This is a genomic window from Stenotrophomonas sp. TWI1151 (assembly GCF_039673135.1).
GTDB lineage: Bacteria > Pseudomonadota > Gammaproteobacteria > Xanthomonadales > Xanthomonadaceae > Stenotrophomonas.
Genome location: NZ_JBDJLA010000007.1, coordinates 108,326 through 125,776, shown reverse-complemented (window position 1 = coordinate 125,776; position 17,451 = coordinate 108,326). Strand labels below are relative to the sequence as shown.

Sequence of the window (17,451 nt, the reverse complement as noted above, 5' to 3'; positions counted from 1 at the left end):
CCCGAGTCCGGCCCCGCCAATCCCGGCGCAGGGGCCGTTTGCGACGGTGCCCCCCCAAGATGATGCAAGCCACCCGCACCTCTGCCGGCTGGCCTTACCAAGACGGACTCATGAGCGACAAACCGCTGACCGATTTGACCTTCTCCTCCTTCGAGCTGCATCCGGCCCTGCAGGCCGGCCTTGAAGGAGCCGGATTCACCCGTTGCACGCCCATCCAGGCGCTGACCCTGCCGGTCGCGCTGCCCGGCGGCGACGTCGCCGGCCAGGCCCAGACCGGCACCGGCAAGACCCTGGCCTTCCTGGTCGCGGTGGTGAACCGCCTGCTGACCCGCCCGGCACTGGCCGATCGCAAGCCGGAAGACCCGCGCGCGCTGATCCTGGCCCCGACCCGCGAGCTGGCCATCCAGATCCACAAGGATGCCGTGAAGTTCGGCTCCGACCTCGGCCTGCGCTTCGCACTGGTCTACGGCGGTGTGGATTACGACAAGCAGCGCGAAATCCTGCAGCAGGGCGTGGACGTGATCATCGCCACCCCCGGCCGCCTGATCGACTACGTCAAGCAGCACAAGGTGGTCTCGCTGCACGCCTGCGAAATCTGCGTGCTCGACGAAGCCGACCGCATGTTCGACCTGGGCTTCATCAAGGACATCCGCTTCCTTCTGCGCCGCATGCCCGAGCGCAGCACGCGCCAGACGCTGCTGTTCAGCGCCACGCTCAGCCACCGCGTGCTGGAGCTGGCCTACGAGCACATGAACGAGCCGCAGAAGCTGGTGGTGGAGAGCGAGTCGATCACCGCCGCCCGCGTGCGCCAGCGCATCTACTTCCCGGCCGACGAAGAAAAGATCCCGCTGCTGCTGGGCCTGCTCTCGCGCAGCGAAGGCGCCCGCACCATGGTCTTCGTCAACACCAAGGTGTTCGTCGAGCGCGTGGCCCGTTCGCTGGAAAAGGCCGGCTACCGCGTCGGCGTGCTGTCCGGCGACGTGCCGCAGAAGAAGCGCGAGAGCCTGCTCAACCGCTTCCAGAAGGGCCAGCTGGAAATCCTGGTGGCCACCGATGTCGCCGCCCGCGGCCTGCACATCGACGGCATCAAGTACGTCTACAACTACGACCTGCCGTTCGACGCCGAAGACTACGTGCACCGCATCGGCCGTACCGCGCGCCTGGGCGAAGAAGGCGATGCGATCAGCTTCGCCTGCGAGCGCTACGCGATGGGCCTGCCGGACATCGAGGCGTACATCGAACAGAAGATCACGGTCGAGCCGGTCACCAGCGAAATCCTGACCCCGATCCCGCGCGCGCCGCGTGCACCGTCGCCGGAAGGCGAGGGTGATGCCGAGGGTGACGAGAACGAAAGCGTCGGCCAGATCTTCCGCGAAGCACGCGAAGCGCGTGCCGCCGAAGAGCAGCGTCGTGGCGGTGGCAGCAGCCGTGGCGGCAAGCCGGCCGGTGGCCGTGGCGAACGCCGCGCACCGGGCGAGCGCAGTGCCGATGGCAAACCCCGCCGTGAGCGAAAGTCGCGCGTGGAAGGCGAGCCGCCGGCCGTGGCCGCCGATGCCGCTGCCACCCCGCAGCTGGCCCCGACCGCCGCGCCGTCTGCCGAAGGCAGCCCGGCCGTGGAAGGTGAGCGTGCGCCGCGCAAGCGTCGTCGTCGTCGCCACGGCCGTCCGGTCGAAGGTGCCGAGGGCGCCGCAGCGACCGGCCCGGTGACCCCGGTGCAGGTGACCGCCAAGCCGATGCGCGGCACGCCTGCCGCCGATCCGGGCGCCTCGTTCCTGACCCGCCTGGGCCGCAAGATCCGCCGGATGCTGTCCGGTTCGTAAGACCGGACGCGCGACCCGCGATGCCTGGGGGGTATAGCCCCCTTGGCAAGGGGGCGGTCGCGAAGCGACGGGGGATCGGGTGCTGATGAGAGGGGCCCACGGTTTGCGCAGCGAACCGTGGGGCGACAGCGCGAATGCGATGGCGCTTCCCCCGACCAACGGTCGGCACCTACCGTCTGACGCCCGACCTCCACGCCGCCACCCTCGTCCTGCATAATCAGGGGATGAGCGTCCTGCGTTTTGACAATGTCAGCAAACAATATGCGGGCGGCCACCAGGCACTGGTGGACGTCAGCTTCGATGTCGCCCCCGGGGAAATGCTGTTCGTCACCGGCCATTCCGGTGCGGGCAAGAGCACCCTGCTCAAGTTGATCCATCTCGACGAGCGGCCCAGCCGCGGCGCGGTGATCTTCAATGAGCGCAACCTGCTGAAGGTGCGCGGCGGAAGTATTCCGCGGCATCGGCGCGAGGTCGGTGCGGTGTACCAGGACCATCGGCTGCTGATGGACCGCAGCATCGCCGAGAACGTTGCCCTGCCGTTGATCCTGCGCGGCACCCGCCGCAACGAGATCGGCAAGCGCGTGCGCTCGGTACTCGAACGCATGGGCCTGGGCCACCGCGAAAAAGCCCTGCCCTCGCAGCTGTCGGCCGGTGAACAGCAGCGCGTCGGTATCGCCCGTGCGATTGTCGGCGAGCCCACGCTGCTGGTCGCCGATGAGCCCACCGGCAATCTCGATCCCACGTTGGCGGCGGAAATCATGGCGTTGTTTGCCGAGTTGCCCGATCGCGGCACCAGCGTGCTCGTGGTCAGCCACGATCTGGCCCTGCTGCGACGCATGCGCAAGCGCGTGCTGATCCTGGATCACGGCCGCCTGGTCGATGACATCTCGCCGCAGGACCTGGCCGAATGAATACTCCGGTGACCAAGGAAACCGCCGCGCCCTCGCGCTTGGGCGTGTGGCTGCACCATCACGGCCACAGCGTGGTCTTCAGCCTCGGCCGTGCGTGGCGCAAGCCGTGGGCGACGCTGCTCACGGTGATGGTCATGGCGCTCGCGCTGGCCCTGCCGCTGGGCCTGTCGATCGCGCTGGACAACCTCAAGCACTTCGCCGGCAGCGTGCAGCAGTCGCGCGACATCAACCTCTTTCTGAAGACCGACGCCGGTGCCGATGCGGCCCGCCAGGTGGCCGAGACCCTGCGCGGTCGCGCCGACGTGGCCAACGTCACCGTGCAGACCCCGGAGCAGGGCCTGGCCGAGCTGCGCGAGAGCGCCGGGCTCGGTGAGGCCATCGATGCACTGCATGACAATCCGCTGCCGACCCTGCTGATCGTGACCCCGGGCGAGGGCGCCGACGACGCGCGCCTGGCGCAGTCGCTGGAAGGCCTGCCGCAGGCCGATCTGGTCCAGCACGATGCGTTGTGGCGCAAACGCCTGGATGGCTGGCTGGGCTTTGGTACGCGCCTGGTGCAGGTGCTGTCGGTGCTGCTCGGCCTCGGTGCCGCACTGGTGGTCGGTAATACCGTACGCCTGGACATCCAGGCGCGCCGCGATGAGATCGGCGTGCTGCAGCTGCTCGGCGCCAGCGATGGCTTCATCCGCCGCCCGTTCCTGTATCTGGGCGCGTGGTACGGCCTGGGCGCCGGCGCGGTCGCCCTCGCGCTGATCGGTGCGGCCGGGCTGGCGCTGCGTCCGCCGCTGGCGGCGCTCTCGCAGAGTTATGGCAGCCCCTTCGTGCTGCATGGTCTGGACCTGCTGCATTCCTCGTTCGTGCTGCTCGGCACCGTGGTGCTGGGCTGGCTGGGCGCCTGGCTGGTGACGGGGCATTTCCTGCGCCAGACCCGTCCGACCGAAACCTGAGGCCCGCATGCGTCCGCAAGCCCTCAAGCACCTCGCCGACGACGCCCCGCGCGTGATGGTCGTCGACGGCTCCAGGCTGGTCCGCAAGTTGATTGCCGATGTGCTGCAGCGCGAACTGCCGGCCGTGGAGGTGGTGGGCTGCGCGAGCATCGCCGAGGCGCGTGCGGCGCTGGATGCCGGGCCGGTCAGTCTGGTCACCACCTCGCTCACCCTGAGCGATGGCGACGGGCTGGACCTGGCGCGCATCGTGCGCGACGCGGCGGGGCAGGCCTACGTGCCGGTCATCGTGGTCTCCGGCGACGCGCAGCAGCATCTGGAACAGCGCCGCTTCACCGAGTACGTCACCGATTATTTCGACAAGGCGCTCGGTCACGAAGCCCTGGCCACCTTCATCCGTGGCTATGTGCAGCCAGAGACCATTCCGGGCGCCACGATCCTGTATGTCGAAGACAGCCGCGTCGTCGCCGAGGCGACCAAGCGCATGCTCGAACGGCAGGGCCTGAACGTGCTGCACGTGCTCACTGCCGAAGATGCCTTCGCGCTGCTCACCGCCGAGTCGCTCGGCCGCAGCAGCCACCGCATCGATCTGGTGCTCACCGATGTCACGCTCAAGGGCGAGCTCAGTGGCCGTGATGTGGTGCAGCGCGTGCGCGTGGACTTCGGCTACGGCAAGCGCCGCCTGCCGGTGCTGGTCATGACCGGCGACGGCAACCCGCACAACCAGTCCGGCCTGCTCCAGGCCGGTGCCAACGATCTGGTCCAGAAGCCGATCGAAGAGCGCCTGCTCATCACCAAGGTGCTGTTCCAGCTGCGCCTGTCCCGCCTCAACGAAAAGCCTGTAGTGCGATGAATGACGATGTAGTGCCCAGCATCCAGCTCGAACCGAGCTGGAAGACGCGTATCGGTGATTACCTGCTGCGCCCGGACATGCGCGAACTCTCCGCGTTCCTGCGCCAGCGCAAGGCGGCCGGTGCCCAGGTGTTTCCCCCTGGCCCGCAGATCTTCGCCGCGTTCGACGCCACGCCCTTCGACCAGGTCAAGGTGGTCATCCTCGGCCAGGATCCGTATCACGGGCATGGCCAGGCCCACGGCCTGAGTTTCTCGGTCATGCCGGGCGTACCGGTGCCGCCATCGCTGCTGAACATCTACAAAGAGATCGAGGCCGATCTGGGCATCCCGCGCCCGGACCACGGCTGCCTGCTGCCGTGGGCGCACCGTGGGGTGCTGCTGCTCAATGCGGTGTTGACGGTGGAGGCGGGCAACGCCGGCTCTCACCAGCGGCGTGGCTGGGAGGGCTTCACCGACCATGTGGTGGACACGCTCAACCGCGAGCGCGAGGGCCTGGTGTTCCTGTTGTGGGGCAGTTACGCCCAGCAGAAGGGCAAGGTCATCGATACCGGCCGGCACCGCGTGCTCAAGGCGCCGCATCCTTCGCCGTTGTCGGCGCATCGCGGCTTCCTGGGCTGCCGTCATTTTTCGATGGCCAATGACTACCTGCAGCGCCGCGGCAACGCGCGCATCGACTGGTCGCTGCCGCCGCGTGCCGCGCTGGAGCCGGCGGCGTAATCACTGGCGGTCGTCATCTGGACGGCCAGCATCGCGATGATGGAGTGCGCCACCTGCCGCTTGCGGGTTGAACATGGCGGGCTATTACCAGGCGTCGGTGGGTTTGGGCCTGCCACGCGTAGCGGTGGCGCAGGGGTAGAGCCAGGCCATGCCTGGCTGAACTGCCGACAACCTTTGCGGGCTGAATGGGCGCATCCGGCAGCCTGTTCAGCCAGAAAACACGCGCCAGCGCCCAATTCATCCGTCTATCCTGTTGATTTCATGGAGTTTGATGGTTTGTTTCCAGCCTCTCGCCACTGTCATCATTTCGCGGTACGTTAGAGGTGTCTTCGGTGCCAGCGTCCCATGAACAGAACGCTGGAACTTCTTTCCCCTTTAGCAGTCCAATTCCGGGACTGCTAAGATGAGTGCTATGAGCCAGAACACCTCTACTGCCCTTGTGGCAAACAATCTCCCGATTCCCAGTGCGCTCGGTTCGCTGGACGCCTACATCGGTGCCGTGCACCAGATCCCGGTGCTGTCGGTCGATGACGAGCAGGATCTGGCCCGCCGCTTCCGCGACGAGCTGGATCTGGACGCCGCGCGCGAGCTGGTCCATTCCCACCTGCGCTTCGTGGTGCACGTCGCCCGTGGCTACAACGGCTATGGCCTGGCGCTGGGCGACCTGATCCAGGAAGGCAACATCGGCCTGATGAAGGCGGTGAAGCGCTTCGACCCGGACATGGGCGTTCGCCTGGTGTCGTTCGCGGTGCACTGGATCCGTGCGGAAATGCACGAGTTCATCCTCAAGAACTGGCGCATCGTCAAGGTCGCCACGACCAAGGCGCAGCGCAAGCTGTTCTTCAACCTGCGCAAGTCCAAGACCCGCCTGGGCTGGATGAACGCGGCCGAAGTCAGCGCGGTGGCCAAGGACCTGAACGTGTCCGAGCGTGAAGTGCTCGAGATGGAGTCGCGCCTGTCGGGTCGCGATATCGGTTTCGATCTCTCCAGCGATGACGATGACGATCATGCGCCGCCGTCGCCGGCTGCCTACCTGCGCGCCAACGAAGAAGATCCTTCGATGGCGTACGAGCGGATGGACAGCGAAGACAATCAGCTGCAGCTGCTGCGCGAAGGCATGGCCGAACTGGATGCGCGTTCGCGCGACATCATCCGTCGTCGCTGGTTGGACGCGGACAGCAAGGTGACGCTGCAGGAGCTGGCCGATGAGTACGGCGTGTCGGCCGAACGCATCCGCCAGGTCGAGGCGAACGCGCTGAAGAAGATGAAGGCGCTGTTTACTGCGTGATGCAGTGACTGGCGTGGTTACGCAAAAAGGCCCGGCTGATGCCGGGCCTTTTTGCTTTCTGGCGTTCAGGGCAGTGCTTCGATCGGTCGTGGCCCCGACCGTGCCAGGTCAGCCCTGCTCGCGCGCAATCGCCCGCCAGCCGATATCGCCGCGGTGGAACTCATGGGCCCAATGGATGGCACCGACGCCGGCGTAGGCGTTGCGCTGTGCCTCGCCCACCGTGCCGCCCAGTGCAGCCACGCACAGCACACGGCCGCCGGCGCTGAGCACCTGGCCCTGCGCGTCCAGCGTGGTGCCTGCATGGAATACCTTGGCCGTCGCCGCCACAGCGTCCAGGCCGTGGATCACGTCACCGGTGATCGGGGTCTCCGGATAGGGCGAGGCCGCCATCACCACACCCAGCGACGGGCGCGGATCCCACTGCGCCTCCACGGTGTCCAGGCGCTCGTCGATCGCCGCTTCGACCAGATCCACCAGGTCCGACTGCAGGCGCAGCATCACCGGCTGGGTTTCCGGGTCGCCAAAGCGCACGTTGAACTCGATCACCTTCGGCGCGCCGCTGGCATCGATCATCAGACCGGCATAGAGGAAGCCGGTGAACGGAATGCCGTCGGCGATCATGCCCTGCACGGTCGGGTTGACCACCTCGCGCATCACGCGCGCATGCACTTCATCGGTCACCACCGGGGCCGGCGAGTACGCGCCCATGCCGCCGGTGTTCGGGCCGGTGTCACCGTCGCCCACGCGCTTGTGGTCCTGCGAGGTCGCCATCGGCAGCGCGGTCTTACCGTCCACCATCGAGATGAAGCTGGCTTCTTCGCCGTCCAGGAATTCTTCGATCACCACGCGTGCGCCAGCATCGCCGAAGGCATTGCCGGAGAGCATGTCGCGCACCGCGTCCTCGGCCTCGGCCAGGGTCATCGCCACGATCACGCCCTTGCCGGCGGCCAGACCATCGGCCTTGACCACGATCGGTGCGCCCTTCTCACGCAGGTAGGCCAGCGCCGGTTCGATGTCGGTATGCACGGCATAGAACGCGGTCGGGATCCCGTGGCGGGCCAGGAAATCCTTCGCGTACGCCTTGCTGCCTTCCAACTGCGCGGCGGCGGCGGTGGGCCCGAAGATGCGGTGCCCGGCGGCGCGGAAGCGATCGACCACACCAGCCACCAGCGGCACTTCCGGGCCGACCACGGTCAGGCTGATGCCTTCGGTGCCGACCAGCGCCAACAGACCGTCCAGATCGGTGACCTTGACGTCCACGTTGCGGCACTTGGGCTCGGTGGCGGTGCCTGCATTGCCGGGGGCGACGATGACCTCACGGACCTTCGCGGACTGGGCCAGCTTCCAGGCCAGGGCGTGTTCGCGGCCGCCAGCGCCGATGACCAGGATCTTCAATGCAGTTCTCGCGTAAGAGGGCAGGAACGTGATTTTACGCGGTGCGGGCGGCGGGTGCATTCGGGCGGTCGGTGGCCGTGGCAACCCACGGCCTCAGCTGTCGGCGCAGCCGTCGCGCTGGAGGTCGTCCGGCACCGGATACGCGCGCTGCCGGGCATCGAAGATGAGGTGGTAGAACGCGGTCGCCGGGCCCGTGCAGTCGTGGCCGCTGGCACGCACCGTCAGCGGCCAGTAGCCATCCACGGCGTTGCTGTCGCCCACCGTCGTGCTGAAGTCGACCGAGAACACGCCCTCGCCGCAGTCGGCCGGATGGCCGTCACAGCGGTGCAGGGCAAGATTGTCGAGGTGATCGCGGTACCGGGCGACATCGCGCAGACGATGATTGTGTTCGGCGATGTAACTGCGCCAGACGCGCCGATGGCCGCGCCGGTGTTCTTCGTGGGTGATCTGGAAGGCATGGCGCTGCGGGCCAAGCTGCGCGATCTGGACCGTACCGGGTGCGCCGTGGCGCCCGTATGGGCCCTGCAGGCGCTGGGCCATCACCAGCAGCGGATCCTTGGCAGGCAGTGGGGCGAACATGCCGCCGCGGTTGGCCTCTTCGTCGTCCGTGCCCACGCGCAGCACATACAGATCGACCCGGCCCGGCTCGACCGTGGCTGCGTCGTCCAGGGTCTGGCACACCGCCAGCAGGGTCTGCTCATGACCGTCGGCCGTGACCGTGTCACGCGCGCACACGCTGCGGGTGACCGGGCGTAGTGCCTCGACCTCGGTGTCCTCCCACGCATCCTTCCACGGCGCATCCAGGACGGCCTTGTCGCCATAGCGCGTGCGAAGGAAGGCCAGCAGGCGCTGGGTGTGATCGCCCCGGACCCGGACGGTGTCTTCCGGCTGCGCCGTGGTGTCGAGCACGCGGTGTGGTTTGGCCGGTTCGGAAGACGCCCCCGGTTCACTGGCAGGCGTGCAGCCCAGCACCCCCGCAGCAGTGGCCATGACCACCGCTGCGAGGCGATTGCGGAGCGAGGACGACATCCGTGTCGATCCCCCCATCAGTGGCGGAAGTGACGCACGCCGGTGAAGACCATCGCCAGACCATGTTCGTCGGCCGCGGCGATCACTTCGTTGTCGCGCATCGAGCCACCCGGCTGGATCACCGCCTTGATGCCGGCCGCAGCGGCGGCATCGATGCCATCGCGGAACGGGAAGAACGCATCGGAGGCCATCACCGAGCCTTCCACCACCAGGTTCGCATCGGCGGCCTTGATGCCCGCGATGCGCGCCGAGTAGACGCGGCTCATCTGGCCGGCGCCGACACCGATGGTGCGGTTGTCCTTGGCGTACACGATGGCGTTGGATTTGACGAACTTGGCGACCTTCCAGGCGAACAGCAGATCGGCGAACTGCTTGTCGGTCGGCGCCAGCTTGCTCACCACGGTCAGTTCGTCGCGGCTCATGCCGCGGTTGTCGGCGCTCTGCATCAGCAGGCCCGAGCCGATCCGCTTGGTGTCGTAGTTGTTGCGGCCCTGTCCGTGCGGAATGCGCAGCACGCGCACGTTGGCCTTCTTGGTCGCGTACTCCAGTGCCGCCGGCGCGTAGTCCGGGGCGATCAGCACTTCAACGAACTGACGGTCCAGGATCACCTGCGTGGTGGCCAGGTCCAGCGGCTGGTTGAAGGCGATGATGCCGCCGAAGGCGCTGGTCGGGTCGGTCGCGTAGGCCAGCTCGTAGGCATCGCCGTTGCCGGCACCCACGGCCACGCCGCACGGGTTGGCGTGCTTGACGATCACGCAGGCCGGTACGTCGAACTGACGCACGCATTCCCACGCCGCATCGGCATCGGCCAAGTTGTTGTAGCTCAGTTCCTTGCCCTGCAGCTGCTGGAACGTGGCCAGCGTGCCCGGCACCGGGTACAGGTCGCGATAGAACGCGCCGCTCTGGTGCGGGTTCTCGCCGTAGCGCAGATCCATCACCTTCACGAAGTTCGAATTCATCTGCGCCGGGAACTCCGCACGCACCGGCACGGCGGTGTCGGTGGTGGTCACCGCAGAAAGGTAGTTGCTGATCGCCGCGTCATACTGGGCCACGCGGTTGAACGCGGCCACCGAGAAGGCGAAGCGCTTGGCGGCCGAGAGCTTGCCGTCGTTGGCGTCCAGTTCGGCCAGCAGCTCGGCGTACTGCGACGGGTCGGTCGCCACGGCCACGCGGGCGAAGTTCTTGGCCGCCGAACGCAGCATCGCCGGGCCACCGATGTCGATGTTCTCCACGGCATCTTCAAGCGCGCAGTCCGCCTTGGCGGTGACCGACTCGAACGGATACAGGTTCAGCACCAGCAGGTCGATCGCGCCGATGCCGTGTTCGGCCATCACCGCGTCATCCAGCCCGGCGCGGCCGAGCAGGCCGCCGTGCACCATCGGGTGCAGGGTCTTGACCCGGCCGTCCATCATTTCCGGGAACCCGGTGACGTCGGCGACGTCCTTCACTGCCAGGCCGGCCTCGCGGATCGCCTTGGCGGTACCGCCGGTGGAAAGCAGCTCCACGTTGCGCGCCGCCAGGGCGCGGGCCAGGTCGATCAGACCGGTTTTGTCGGAAACAGACAGCAGGGCCCGGCGCACGGGCAGCAGATCGGAACTCATGGGGGCAGGAGATCGAAGCGGAGCGGGGGCATATTGTAGGCCAGTGGCGCTGGCATGGCCCCAGAAACGACGAAGGCCGGCACCGAGCGCTGCTCGATCCGGCCTGCTTTCCGCCAGGCACTAAGCGCCTGCCCACCGGCATCAGGTGGTGATGCCGTATTCCTTCAGCTTCTTGCGCAGGGTGGCGCGGTGGATGCCCAGCATCGCCGCGGCGCGGCTCTGGTTGCCTTCGCAGTGGTTGAGCACTTCCACGAACAGCGGGATTTCCATCTCGCGCAGCACGATCTCGTAGACATCGTCCGCATCGCAGCCATCCAGGTCCCGCAGGTAGCGCCTGACCGACTGGGCCACGTGTTCGCGCAGGGGTGGCTTTGGCGCGCCACGACTGTTGTCAGGACGAGAAAGGACAGCGTTCAAGGAGTTTCCCGGTGCAAGAGCCGGGGCGGACAACAGCCCACGGCGGAAGGGTGATGGGGTCAGTCTAGCGCGTGCGTCGGCCGCCTGCCACGCTGCGGCGGCCCCGGCGACGCCTCAGAGGAACTCAAAGGTGAATGCGACGGTAGACGCCGCAGGCTCGCGCACGCGGAAGGCAATCTGCGCGCTTTGCCCCGGTTCCAGCGTCGCGGCCGGGTCCGTGGCGCGGTCCAGATAGTCCGCCGGCGCGAACACATTGGTGCCGATCACGCGGCCATCGGCATCAGACAGCGACAGCCGCAGCGACGGCCAGGCCTGGGCCCAGCGCGCGTCGTTGCGGATGCTGGCCTGAACCTGCAGCGCGCCGGCCTGGCCCGGCACCGGACGCACATCGCGGCTGAGCATGCTGAAGGCCGCCGGCTCGCGCCAGGCTGGCAATGAACAGCGCAGCACGCCGCACAGCCCGGCAATCCACGGGCGGGTGCCGGCATCGGCGGCAAGCCGGGCGCGGTCGGCCACGGCGATCTGCACCAGCAGCACGGCGGCCAGCCCGGCGACCATGCCCCACTGCCAGCGCGGCGTTCGCAGGCGCGCACCGGGCAGGCGGAGGAAGCTCGGTGTGGTGATGGCATCGGCTGGCGGCAGGGCCGCCGTGGCCGTGCTGCGCGCGTCCTCGTTGAAGGTGCGCACGTCATCCGATGGGGCTGCCGTCTCAACGAGTGGCGCGGCCGCCAGCGCATCGTCGGCGACACGGTGCCGCTCGGACGCGGGTGAGCGTTCCCATTCCGAGACGGAGGGTTCCGGCGCGTGCACCGGCTGTGCATCGATCACCTGTTCGACCGCCAGCGGTGCGATGCGATCGTCCACAGGCGTGGCCGACGGCGCAGGTGCTGCGTCAGACGGCGCGGCCGGGCGGTCAGCCGGATCGGCCGGCGCCTCCGGCGACGGACGCAGGAACGTGGCGATCGGGCGGCGCGGCGGCATCGGAGGCTCGGACATGGGCACGGGACCGGGCAGGAGACGGGCTATTCAAGCACGGCGGACGCCGGTGATGCGCATCCAGTCACCGTCCTGCGCCACCGCCAGCTGTTCGAAGGCCGGGGCATAGCGCTCCAGCAGTTCGCCTTCCTGCCCATGCAGGATGCCCGACAGCGCGATGCGGCCGCCCGGCGCGACACGCGCGGCCAGCACATCGGCCAGTGCATCAAGCGCCGAGGCGAGGATGTTCGCCACCACGACCGGATACGTCGCCTGCGGCTCGTCGTCCGGCAGGTAGACCTGCACACGGTCCTGCAGCCCATTGCGCTCGGCGTTGTCACCGGTGGCGAGCACCGCCTGCGGGTCGTTGTCCACGCCGACCGCGCGCGCGGCCCCCAGCTTCAGCGCCGCCAGGGCGAGGATGCCCGAGCCGCAGCCGAAATCGAGCACGGTGTTGCCGGGCAGCGCACCCTCGGCGGCCAGGCCGTCCAGCCAACGCAGGCACAGGGCCGTGGTCGGGTGGGTGCCCGAGCCGAACGCCAGGCCCGGATCCAGGCGGACCACGGCGGCATCCTCGGCCTGCGCGGCTTCTGGAAGTTCATGGTTCCACGGCACGATCCAGGTGCGGTCACCGAAGGCCATCGGCTGGAACTGGTCGATCCAGGCGCGTTCCCAGTCTTCGTCGGCCACGGCGCGGAAGCTGGCATTGGCCCAGTCCAGGCCGGGATCGAAGGCATCCAGCGCGGCCAGCAGGGCCAGCGCATTGGTATCGCCCGGGAACAGCGCGGTCAGCACCAGATCGTTCCACAGCGGGGTCTCGCCCACGCCCGGTTCCAGGATCGCGCGCTCGTTGCTGGTGTCGGCATCGGCATCGAGCAGGGTCACCGCCAGCGCGCCCACGTCGTCCAGCGCATTCTCATAGCGCGGCTGGGTGGCTTCGGTGCAGTGCAGGGTGAGTTCCAGGAAGGGCATGGGGGCAGGGACCGGCGGAAAACCGTGCATGTTAGACCAGTGCGGCCCGCGGGTCCCGGCGTACCGTGGGGAGGTCGTCTCGCCGGCCGGTAAGATCGGCCGGACGACCGGTTCAGACAGCGTTGCGGCTGCTTGCTAAACTTACATTTCTGCTGTCTATCGCTGACAGCCTCTGACGTCCCGCCCATGGCGCTCGTGCCCACCCTCAAAACCTGGTTGCTGGTCGTGCCAGCCCTGGCGTTGCTCGGGGTGGTGGGCTATCGCGCGGGCGATCGGGTGCTGCATGCCGAGCACGTGGCCTCGCCGGGCGATGAACCGACGGCGGCCAGCGCGCCGAGCGCGGTCCCGGCCGAAGCGCGGCAGCTCGCCCGGCGCCTGCTGGGCAGCGAGCGCGGCACGGCCGTGGCCTCCGGCCTGCCGTTGGACCTTCGCGCCGATATCGAAGGCGATACCGATCTGTTTGCGTATGCGCAGCGCCTGCAGCTGCAGGCCGCCAACGGCAATGCGGAGGCCGGGTGGATGGTCAGCCGTGTGTACGACTACTGCGCCACCTACGCCATGGACCCGGGTGGCTACCAGCTCGACAACGACGTGTTGACCGGGCTGGGCATGAAAGCGTCCGTGTCGATGGTGACCGCGCGCGAGCGTGTTTCGCGCCGCTGCGCCGGCTTCGTCAGCAGCGACAATCTGGGCCGGTCCTTGATCCTGACCCAGCGCCTGCAGGCCGCCAAGGCCGGCAACCTGGCGGCCGAGGCCTCGCTGTTCGCCGAAGGTCATCCACTGGAAACCGCTCCGGCCTATCGTCGCGGGCTGGTCGAGCGGGTGATGGAGTCGCGGGATCCGGAAGCCTTCATGGCACTGGCGCCGGGCATGGGCCAGCGCGCCAGCGGCGACAGTGCGATGAGCGGCATGGTGGCCGGCGATCAGTTCAGCGAACTCGCCTGGCGGCTGGCGGCCTGCGAGTTGGGCATGGCGTGCGGGCCCGACAGTGTGCTGATGAATAATTTCTGCGCGAACGGAGGGATCTGTTCGCAGGACGGTGGGCAGGACTTTGCCACTTTTGTGTATGACGCCGCGGTATCGCGGCAAGGTGCGGGGAAAATGAACGTGTTGGTTGAAGAGCTGGTCAAGCAGAGGAATGGGCGATGAATTACCGTCGAATCCTGCACGGTGCGAAATTCTGGTTCTGGGTGGCGTTGTTTGTCGCTTACTCGGCCGGGGCAGTGGGTCTGGTGATGATCGACACCTATGACGATCGTTACCGAAGCCTGTCCAAAGTGCAGTTGACCTCGGTCAAGGCCGATACCGAAGTGCGTCGTGCCGGTGCCAGTCAGGTCGCTGCGGTGTATCGCGCGCAGAGTGGCATGCCGTTCGCTTCGCTGCCCACCGGCAGTACCTTCCAGGTGGTGTGGCCGGACGGGTCCACCGAGACGATGGTGATCGTGGATCCGACCTCGTCGCTGGGCGTGGAGCCGGTGAAGCATTCGCAGGTCACCGCGGCTGATACCGCCAAGCCGTAAGCACGTCAGCCAACCATGGGTTGGCTCTACCGGGTTTGTGCCCTCCGGCAGCCCGGTTCGCGCAAACAAAAAGGCGGGGAGATCCCCGCCTTTCTGCTGTCCAACGTGACGCGTGAATCAACCGATCAGGTCAACGCGATCGACTTGTTCTTGCGTTCGGCCAGGCGCTTTTCCAGGTAGTGGATGTTCTGCCCACCGGCCTGGAAGCCCTTGTCGCGCATGATGCGCTGCTGCAGCGCGACGTTGGTCTTGATGCCGTCCACGACCAGCTCGCTCAGTGCCACGCGCATGCGCGCGATCGCGGTCTCGCGATCCGGGCCGTGCACGATCAGCTTGCCGATCATCGAGTCATAGTTCGGCGGCACGCGGTAACCACTGTAGATGTGGGTATCCACACGCACACCGGGGCCACCCGGCGGATGGAACGCGGTGATCTGGCCCGGGCTCGGCACGAAGGTTTCAGCGTCTTCGGCGTTGATGCGGCACTCGATCGCGTGGCCGGTCAGCACCACGTCGCTCTGCTTGATGGTCAGCTTCTGGCCGGCGGCGATGCGCAGCTGCTCGCAGACCAGGTCGATGCCGGTCACCATCTCCGTCACCGGATGTTCCACCTGCACGCGGGTGTTCATTTCGATGAAGTAGAAGCGGCCGTCTTCGAACAGGAACTCGAAGGTACCCGCGCCGCGGTAGCCGATGCGGATGCAGGCTTCCACGCACACCTTGCCGATCTCATCGCGCAGCTCGGCGGTGATGCCCGGTGCCGGCGCTTCTTCCACCACTTTCTGGTGGCGGCGCTGCATGGAGCAGTCGCGCTCACCGAGGTGGATGGCATTGCCCTGGCCATCGGCAAGCACCTGGATTTCCACGTGACGCGGATTCTCCAGGAACTTCTCCATGTAGACCTGATCGTTGCTGAAAGCGGCCTTGGCTTCGGACTTGGTGGTCTCGATCGCCGCCTTCAACGAGGCTTCGGCATGCACCACGCGCATGCCACGGCCGCCACCGCCACCGGAGGCCTTGATGATGACCGGGTAGCCGATCTCACGGGCGATCTTGGTGTTGGCCACGATGTCGTCGGTCAGCGGGCCGCCCGAGCCGGGCACGCACGGCACGCCGGCGGCCTTCATCGCGCGGATCGCTTCCACCTTGTCGCCCATCAGGCGGATGGTGTCGGCCTTGGGGCCGATGAAGATGAAACCGGACTCTTCCACGCGCTCGGCGAAGTCGGCGTTCTCCGACAGGAAGCCGTAGCCCGGGTGGATGGCCTGGGCGTCGGTGACTTCCGCCGCGGCGATCAGGGCCGGGATGTTGAGGTAGCTCTCCGAGGACGGTGCCGGACCGATGCAGACCGACTCGTCGGCCATGGCCACGTGCTTGAGGTTGCGGTCGACCGTGGAATGCACAGCCACCGTGCGGATGCCCAGGGTATGGCACGCGCGCAGGATGCGCAGCGCGATCTCCCCTCGGTTGGCAATAACGACTTTGTCGAGCATGGACTAATCCTTAGCCGATCACGAACAGCGGCTGGTCGAATTCGACCGGCTGGCCGTTTTCGCCCAGGATGGCGACGATGGTGCCGGAAACATCGGCTTCGATCGGGTTGAACATCTTCATCGCTTCGATGATCGCCAGCGTTTCACCGGCCTTGACGGCCTGGCCGACCGACACGAAGGCCGGCTTGTCCGGCGAGGACGACGAATAGAAGGTGCCGACCATCGGCGCGCGCAGCACGTGGCCATCCGGCAGGGCGTTGCCGGCCTTGGCGGTGCCACCGGTGGAGGCTTCGGTCGGCGACTGCATCGGCATCGCCGGGGCAGCGGCCTGGGCCGGTGCGGGCGCCATCATCATCTGCGGCTGGGCCTGGACCATGCCGTAGCCGGAGACGGGCGCGCGCGACAGACGCACGGACTCTTCGCCTTCCTTGATTTCGATTTCGGCGAGGTTCGACTCTTCCAGCAGGTCGATCAGTTTCTTGATTTTGCGGAGATCCATAGGGGCCTCTTTGGCTCGTGGTGTCAGTGGTGGGAAGCGCGGCGCGCTCGGGTCAAAGCAATTCGTAGAAATCGCGCAGCTGCCGCGTACGGTCGCGCGCGAGGGTGGTCAGGCAGTGCATCTGCGCGCCATTGCGCGAGGTGCCATCGGCGTTGAAGGCGTAGACCGCGTCGCAATCGTGGTCGCGCAGCTGCATCCACGCGCGCTGGGCCAGGATCAGCTGCTTTTCGGCATCGGCGCAGTGCGTGCAGGCGCCTTCGGCCGCCTGGCGGCGCAACTGCTGGCGCGCCTGGGCGTACACCGCGTTCAATTCGGTATCGGCCTCGCTGGCCCCATCCGAGGCGCACAGATCCGATTCCATGGTGCCGCTCGGCTGCGCGCAGTCGATGCCTTCCGCGCTGCGATCAGCGGCACTGGCGGCGCCACACAGGCAGCCCCACAGCGCGACGCTGGCCAGGACACGCGGCAGGGTCATCACGCCGAAGCAGCCGCCAACCGGGTCAGCGCTGCATCCATCGCATAGCGATAGCTGTCCGCCCCGAACCCACAGATCACCCCGACCGCCTTGTCGCTGAAATAGCTGTGCTGGCGGAAGGGCTCGCGCGCGTGCGGATTGGACAGGTGGATCTCGATGAAGGGCAGGTCCACCGCGGCCAGCGCATCGCGCAGGGCCACGGACGTGTGAGTGAACGCGGCCGGATTGATCAGGATGAAGGCGGTGCCGTCATCGCGGGCGGCCTGCACCCGATCGACCAGCACGTGCTCGGCATTGGACTGCAGGCTCTGCAGGGCATGGCCGGCGGCCTGCGCCTGGGCCAGCAGGGCCTGGTCGATCTGCGCCAGCGTGGTGTGCCCATAGACCCCCGGCTCGCGCGTGCCGAGCAGGTTGAGGTTGGGGCCATGCAGGACCAGCAGTTTCGCCATGGGTGCCGAACAACAGGAAAGGGCGGAGTCTGGCGGAACTGGTGGATCGTGTCCAGTTCGACGAAGTTACGCGTGTTTCAAGCGGTTGTTTGAA

18 protein-coding genes are annotated in these 17,451 nt (G+C 67.4%); 8 read left to right on the top strand and 10 right to left on the bottom strand.

Annotated elements, in window-relative coordinates; genetic code table 11:
* Positions 1-110: 110 nt before the first annotated feature.
* The 6 genes from rhlB (at position 111) to rpoH (ending at position 6,532) form a co-directional block, all read left to right on the top strand.
* Positions 111-1,820 (top strand): ATP-dependent RNA helicase RhlB, encoded by a 1,710-nt coding sequence (gene rhlB / locus ABE422_RS10620; protein ID WP_346482943.1) that lies wholly within the window; start codon positions 111-113, stop codon positions 1,818-1,820.
* Positions 1,821-2,044: 224 nt separating this feature from the next.
* Complete coding sequence (gene ftsE / locus ABE422_RS10615; RefSeq protein WP_121040406.1) at positions 2,045-2,731, top strand: cell division ATP-binding protein FtsE; 687 nt, start codon at positions 2,045-2,047, stop codon at positions 2,729-2,731.
* Entirely contained in the window at positions 2,728-3,678 is a 951-nt protein-coding gene (ftsX, locus tag ABE422_RS10610; RefSeq protein ID WP_313211330.1) for a permease-like cell division protein FtsX, read from the top strand. The genes ftsE and ftsX overlap by 4 nt, the downstream gene beginning before the upstream one ends.
* 7 nt (positions 3,679-3,685) lie before the next feature.
* Complete coding sequence (locus tag ABE422_RS10605) at positions 3,686-4,528, top strand: response regulator (RefSeq protein WP_313211329.1); 843 nt, start codon at positions 3,686-3,688, stop codon at positions 4,526-4,528.
* The gene (gene ung, locus ABE422_RS10600) at positions 4,525-5,244 is read left to right on the top strand and encodes a uracil-DNA glycosylase (protein WP_284128706.1); all 720 of its coding nucleotides are present in this window, start codon (positions 4,525-4,527) and stop codon (positions 5,242-5,244) included. Before ABE422_RS10605 ends, ung begins: the two co-directional genes overlap by 4 nt.
* Before the next feature lie 412 nt (positions 5,245-5,656).
* The gene (rpoH, locus tag ABE422_RS10595; RefSeq protein WP_019183519.1) at positions 5,657-6,532 is read left to right on the top strand and encodes an RNA polymerase sigma factor RpoH; all 876 of its coding nucleotides are present in this window, start codon (positions 5,657-5,659) and stop codon (positions 6,530-6,532) included.
* A gap of 108 nt (positions 6,533-6,640) precedes the next feature.
* Here the strand turns inward: rpoH and purD are convergent, their stop codons facing one another.
* The 6 genes from purD to prmA all read right to left on the bottom strand — a co-directional run bounded on the left by purD (position 6,641) and on the right by prmA (position 12,921).
* A complete protein-coding gene (gene purD, locus ABE422_RS10590) occupies positions 6,641-7,927 on the bottom strand; it encodes a phosphoribosylamine--glycine ligase (protein ID WP_313211328.1) in 1,287 nt (428 codons plus the stop codon).
* A gap of 93 nt (positions 7,928-8,020) precedes the next feature.
* Positions 8,021-8,956 (bottom strand): hypothetical protein, encoded by a 936-nt coding sequence (locus ABE422_RS10585; protein WP_313211327.1) that lies wholly within the window; start codon positions 8,954-8,956, stop codon positions 8,021-8,023.
* Between the two features lie 17 nt (positions 8,957-8,973).
* Positions 8,974-10,557 (bottom strand): bifunctional phosphoribosylaminoimidazolecarboxamide formyltransferase/IMP cyclohydrolase, encoded by a 1,584-nt coding sequence (purH, locus tag ABE422_RS10580; protein WP_313211326.1) that lies wholly within the window; start codon positions 10,555-10,557, stop codon positions 8,974-8,976.
* A 141-nt stretch (positions 10,558-10,698) separates the two neighbouring features.
* Positions 10,699-10,974 (bottom strand): DNA-binding transcriptional regulator Fis, encoded by a 276-nt coding sequence (gene fis, locus ABE422_RS10575; RefSeq protein WP_123730002.1) that lies wholly within the window; start codon positions 10,972-10,974, stop codon positions 10,699-10,701.
* Between the two features lie 114 nt (positions 10,975-11,088).
* Positions 11,089-11,970 (bottom strand): DUF3426 domain-containing protein, encoded by an 882-nt coding sequence (locus ABE422_RS10570; RefSeq protein ID WP_313211325.1) that lies wholly within the window; start codon positions 11,968-11,970, stop codon positions 11,089-11,091.
* A gap of 30 nt (positions 11,971-12,000) precedes the next feature.
* Positions 12,001-12,921 carry a 50S ribosomal protein L11 methyltransferase gene (gene prmA / locus ABE422_RS10565; protein ID WP_346462972.1) on the bottom strand — a complete coding sequence of 307 codons (921 nt, stop codon included), beginning with the start codon at positions 12,919-12,921 and terminating at the stop codon, positions 12,001-12,003.
* A 186-nt stretch (positions 12,922-13,107) separates the two neighbouring features.
* On the opposite strand from prmA, the gene ABE422_RS10560 reads away from it, so the two are divergent.
* Both ABE422_RS10560 and ABE422_RS10555 read left to right on the top strand, forming a co-directional pair.
* The gene (locus tag ABE422_RS10560) at positions 13,108-14,070 is read left to right on the top strand and encodes a hypothetical protein (protein ID WP_313219459.1); all 963 of its coding nucleotides are present in this window, start codon (positions 13,108-13,110) and stop codon (positions 14,068-14,070) included.
* The gene (locus ABE422_RS10555; RefSeq protein WP_346482942.1) at positions 14,067-14,441 is read left to right on the top strand and encodes a hypothetical protein; all 375 of its coding nucleotides are present in this window, start codon (positions 14,067-14,069) and stop codon (positions 14,439-14,441) included. The genes ABE422_RS10560 and ABE422_RS10555 overlap by 4 nt, the downstream gene beginning before the upstream one ends.
* A 125-nt stretch (positions 14,442-14,566) precedes the next feature.
* On the opposite strand, the gene accC is transcribed toward ABE422_RS10555, so the two are convergent.
* The 4 genes from accC to aroQ are packed head-to-tail and all read right to left on the bottom strand — an operon-like array spanning position 14,567 to position 17,357.
* Positions 14,567-15,934: an acetyl-CoA carboxylase biotin carboxylase subunit gene (gene accC / locus ABE422_RS10550; protein WP_313211321.1), complete on the bottom strand. Its 1,368-nt coding sequence runs from the start codon at positions 15,932-15,934 to the stop codon at positions 14,567-14,569.
* A 10-nt stretch (positions 15,935-15,944) separates the two neighbouring features.
* Positions 15,945-16,433, bottom strand: a complete 489-nt coding sequence (accB, locus tag ABE422_RS10545) for an acetyl-CoA carboxylase biotin carboxyl carrier protein (protein ID WP_121040377.1) — start codon at positions 16,431-16,433, stop codon at positions 15,945-15,947.
* Positions 16,434-16,485: 52 nt separating this feature from the next.
* Positions 16,486-16,908, bottom strand: a complete 423-nt coding sequence (locus ABE422_RS10540) for a lysozyme inhibitor LprI family protein (protein ID WP_346462970.1) — start codon at positions 16,906-16,908, stop codon at positions 16,486-16,488.
* On the bottom strand, positions 16,908-17,357 hold the full coding sequence (gene aroQ, locus ABE422_RS10535; RefSeq protein WP_313219460.1) for a type II 3-dehydroquinate dehydratase: 450 nt from the start codon (positions 17,355-17,357) through the stop codon (positions 16,908-16,910). Before aroQ ends, ABE422_RS10540 begins: the two co-directional genes overlap by 1 nt.
* Positions 17,358-17,451: the final 94 nt, after the last annotated feature.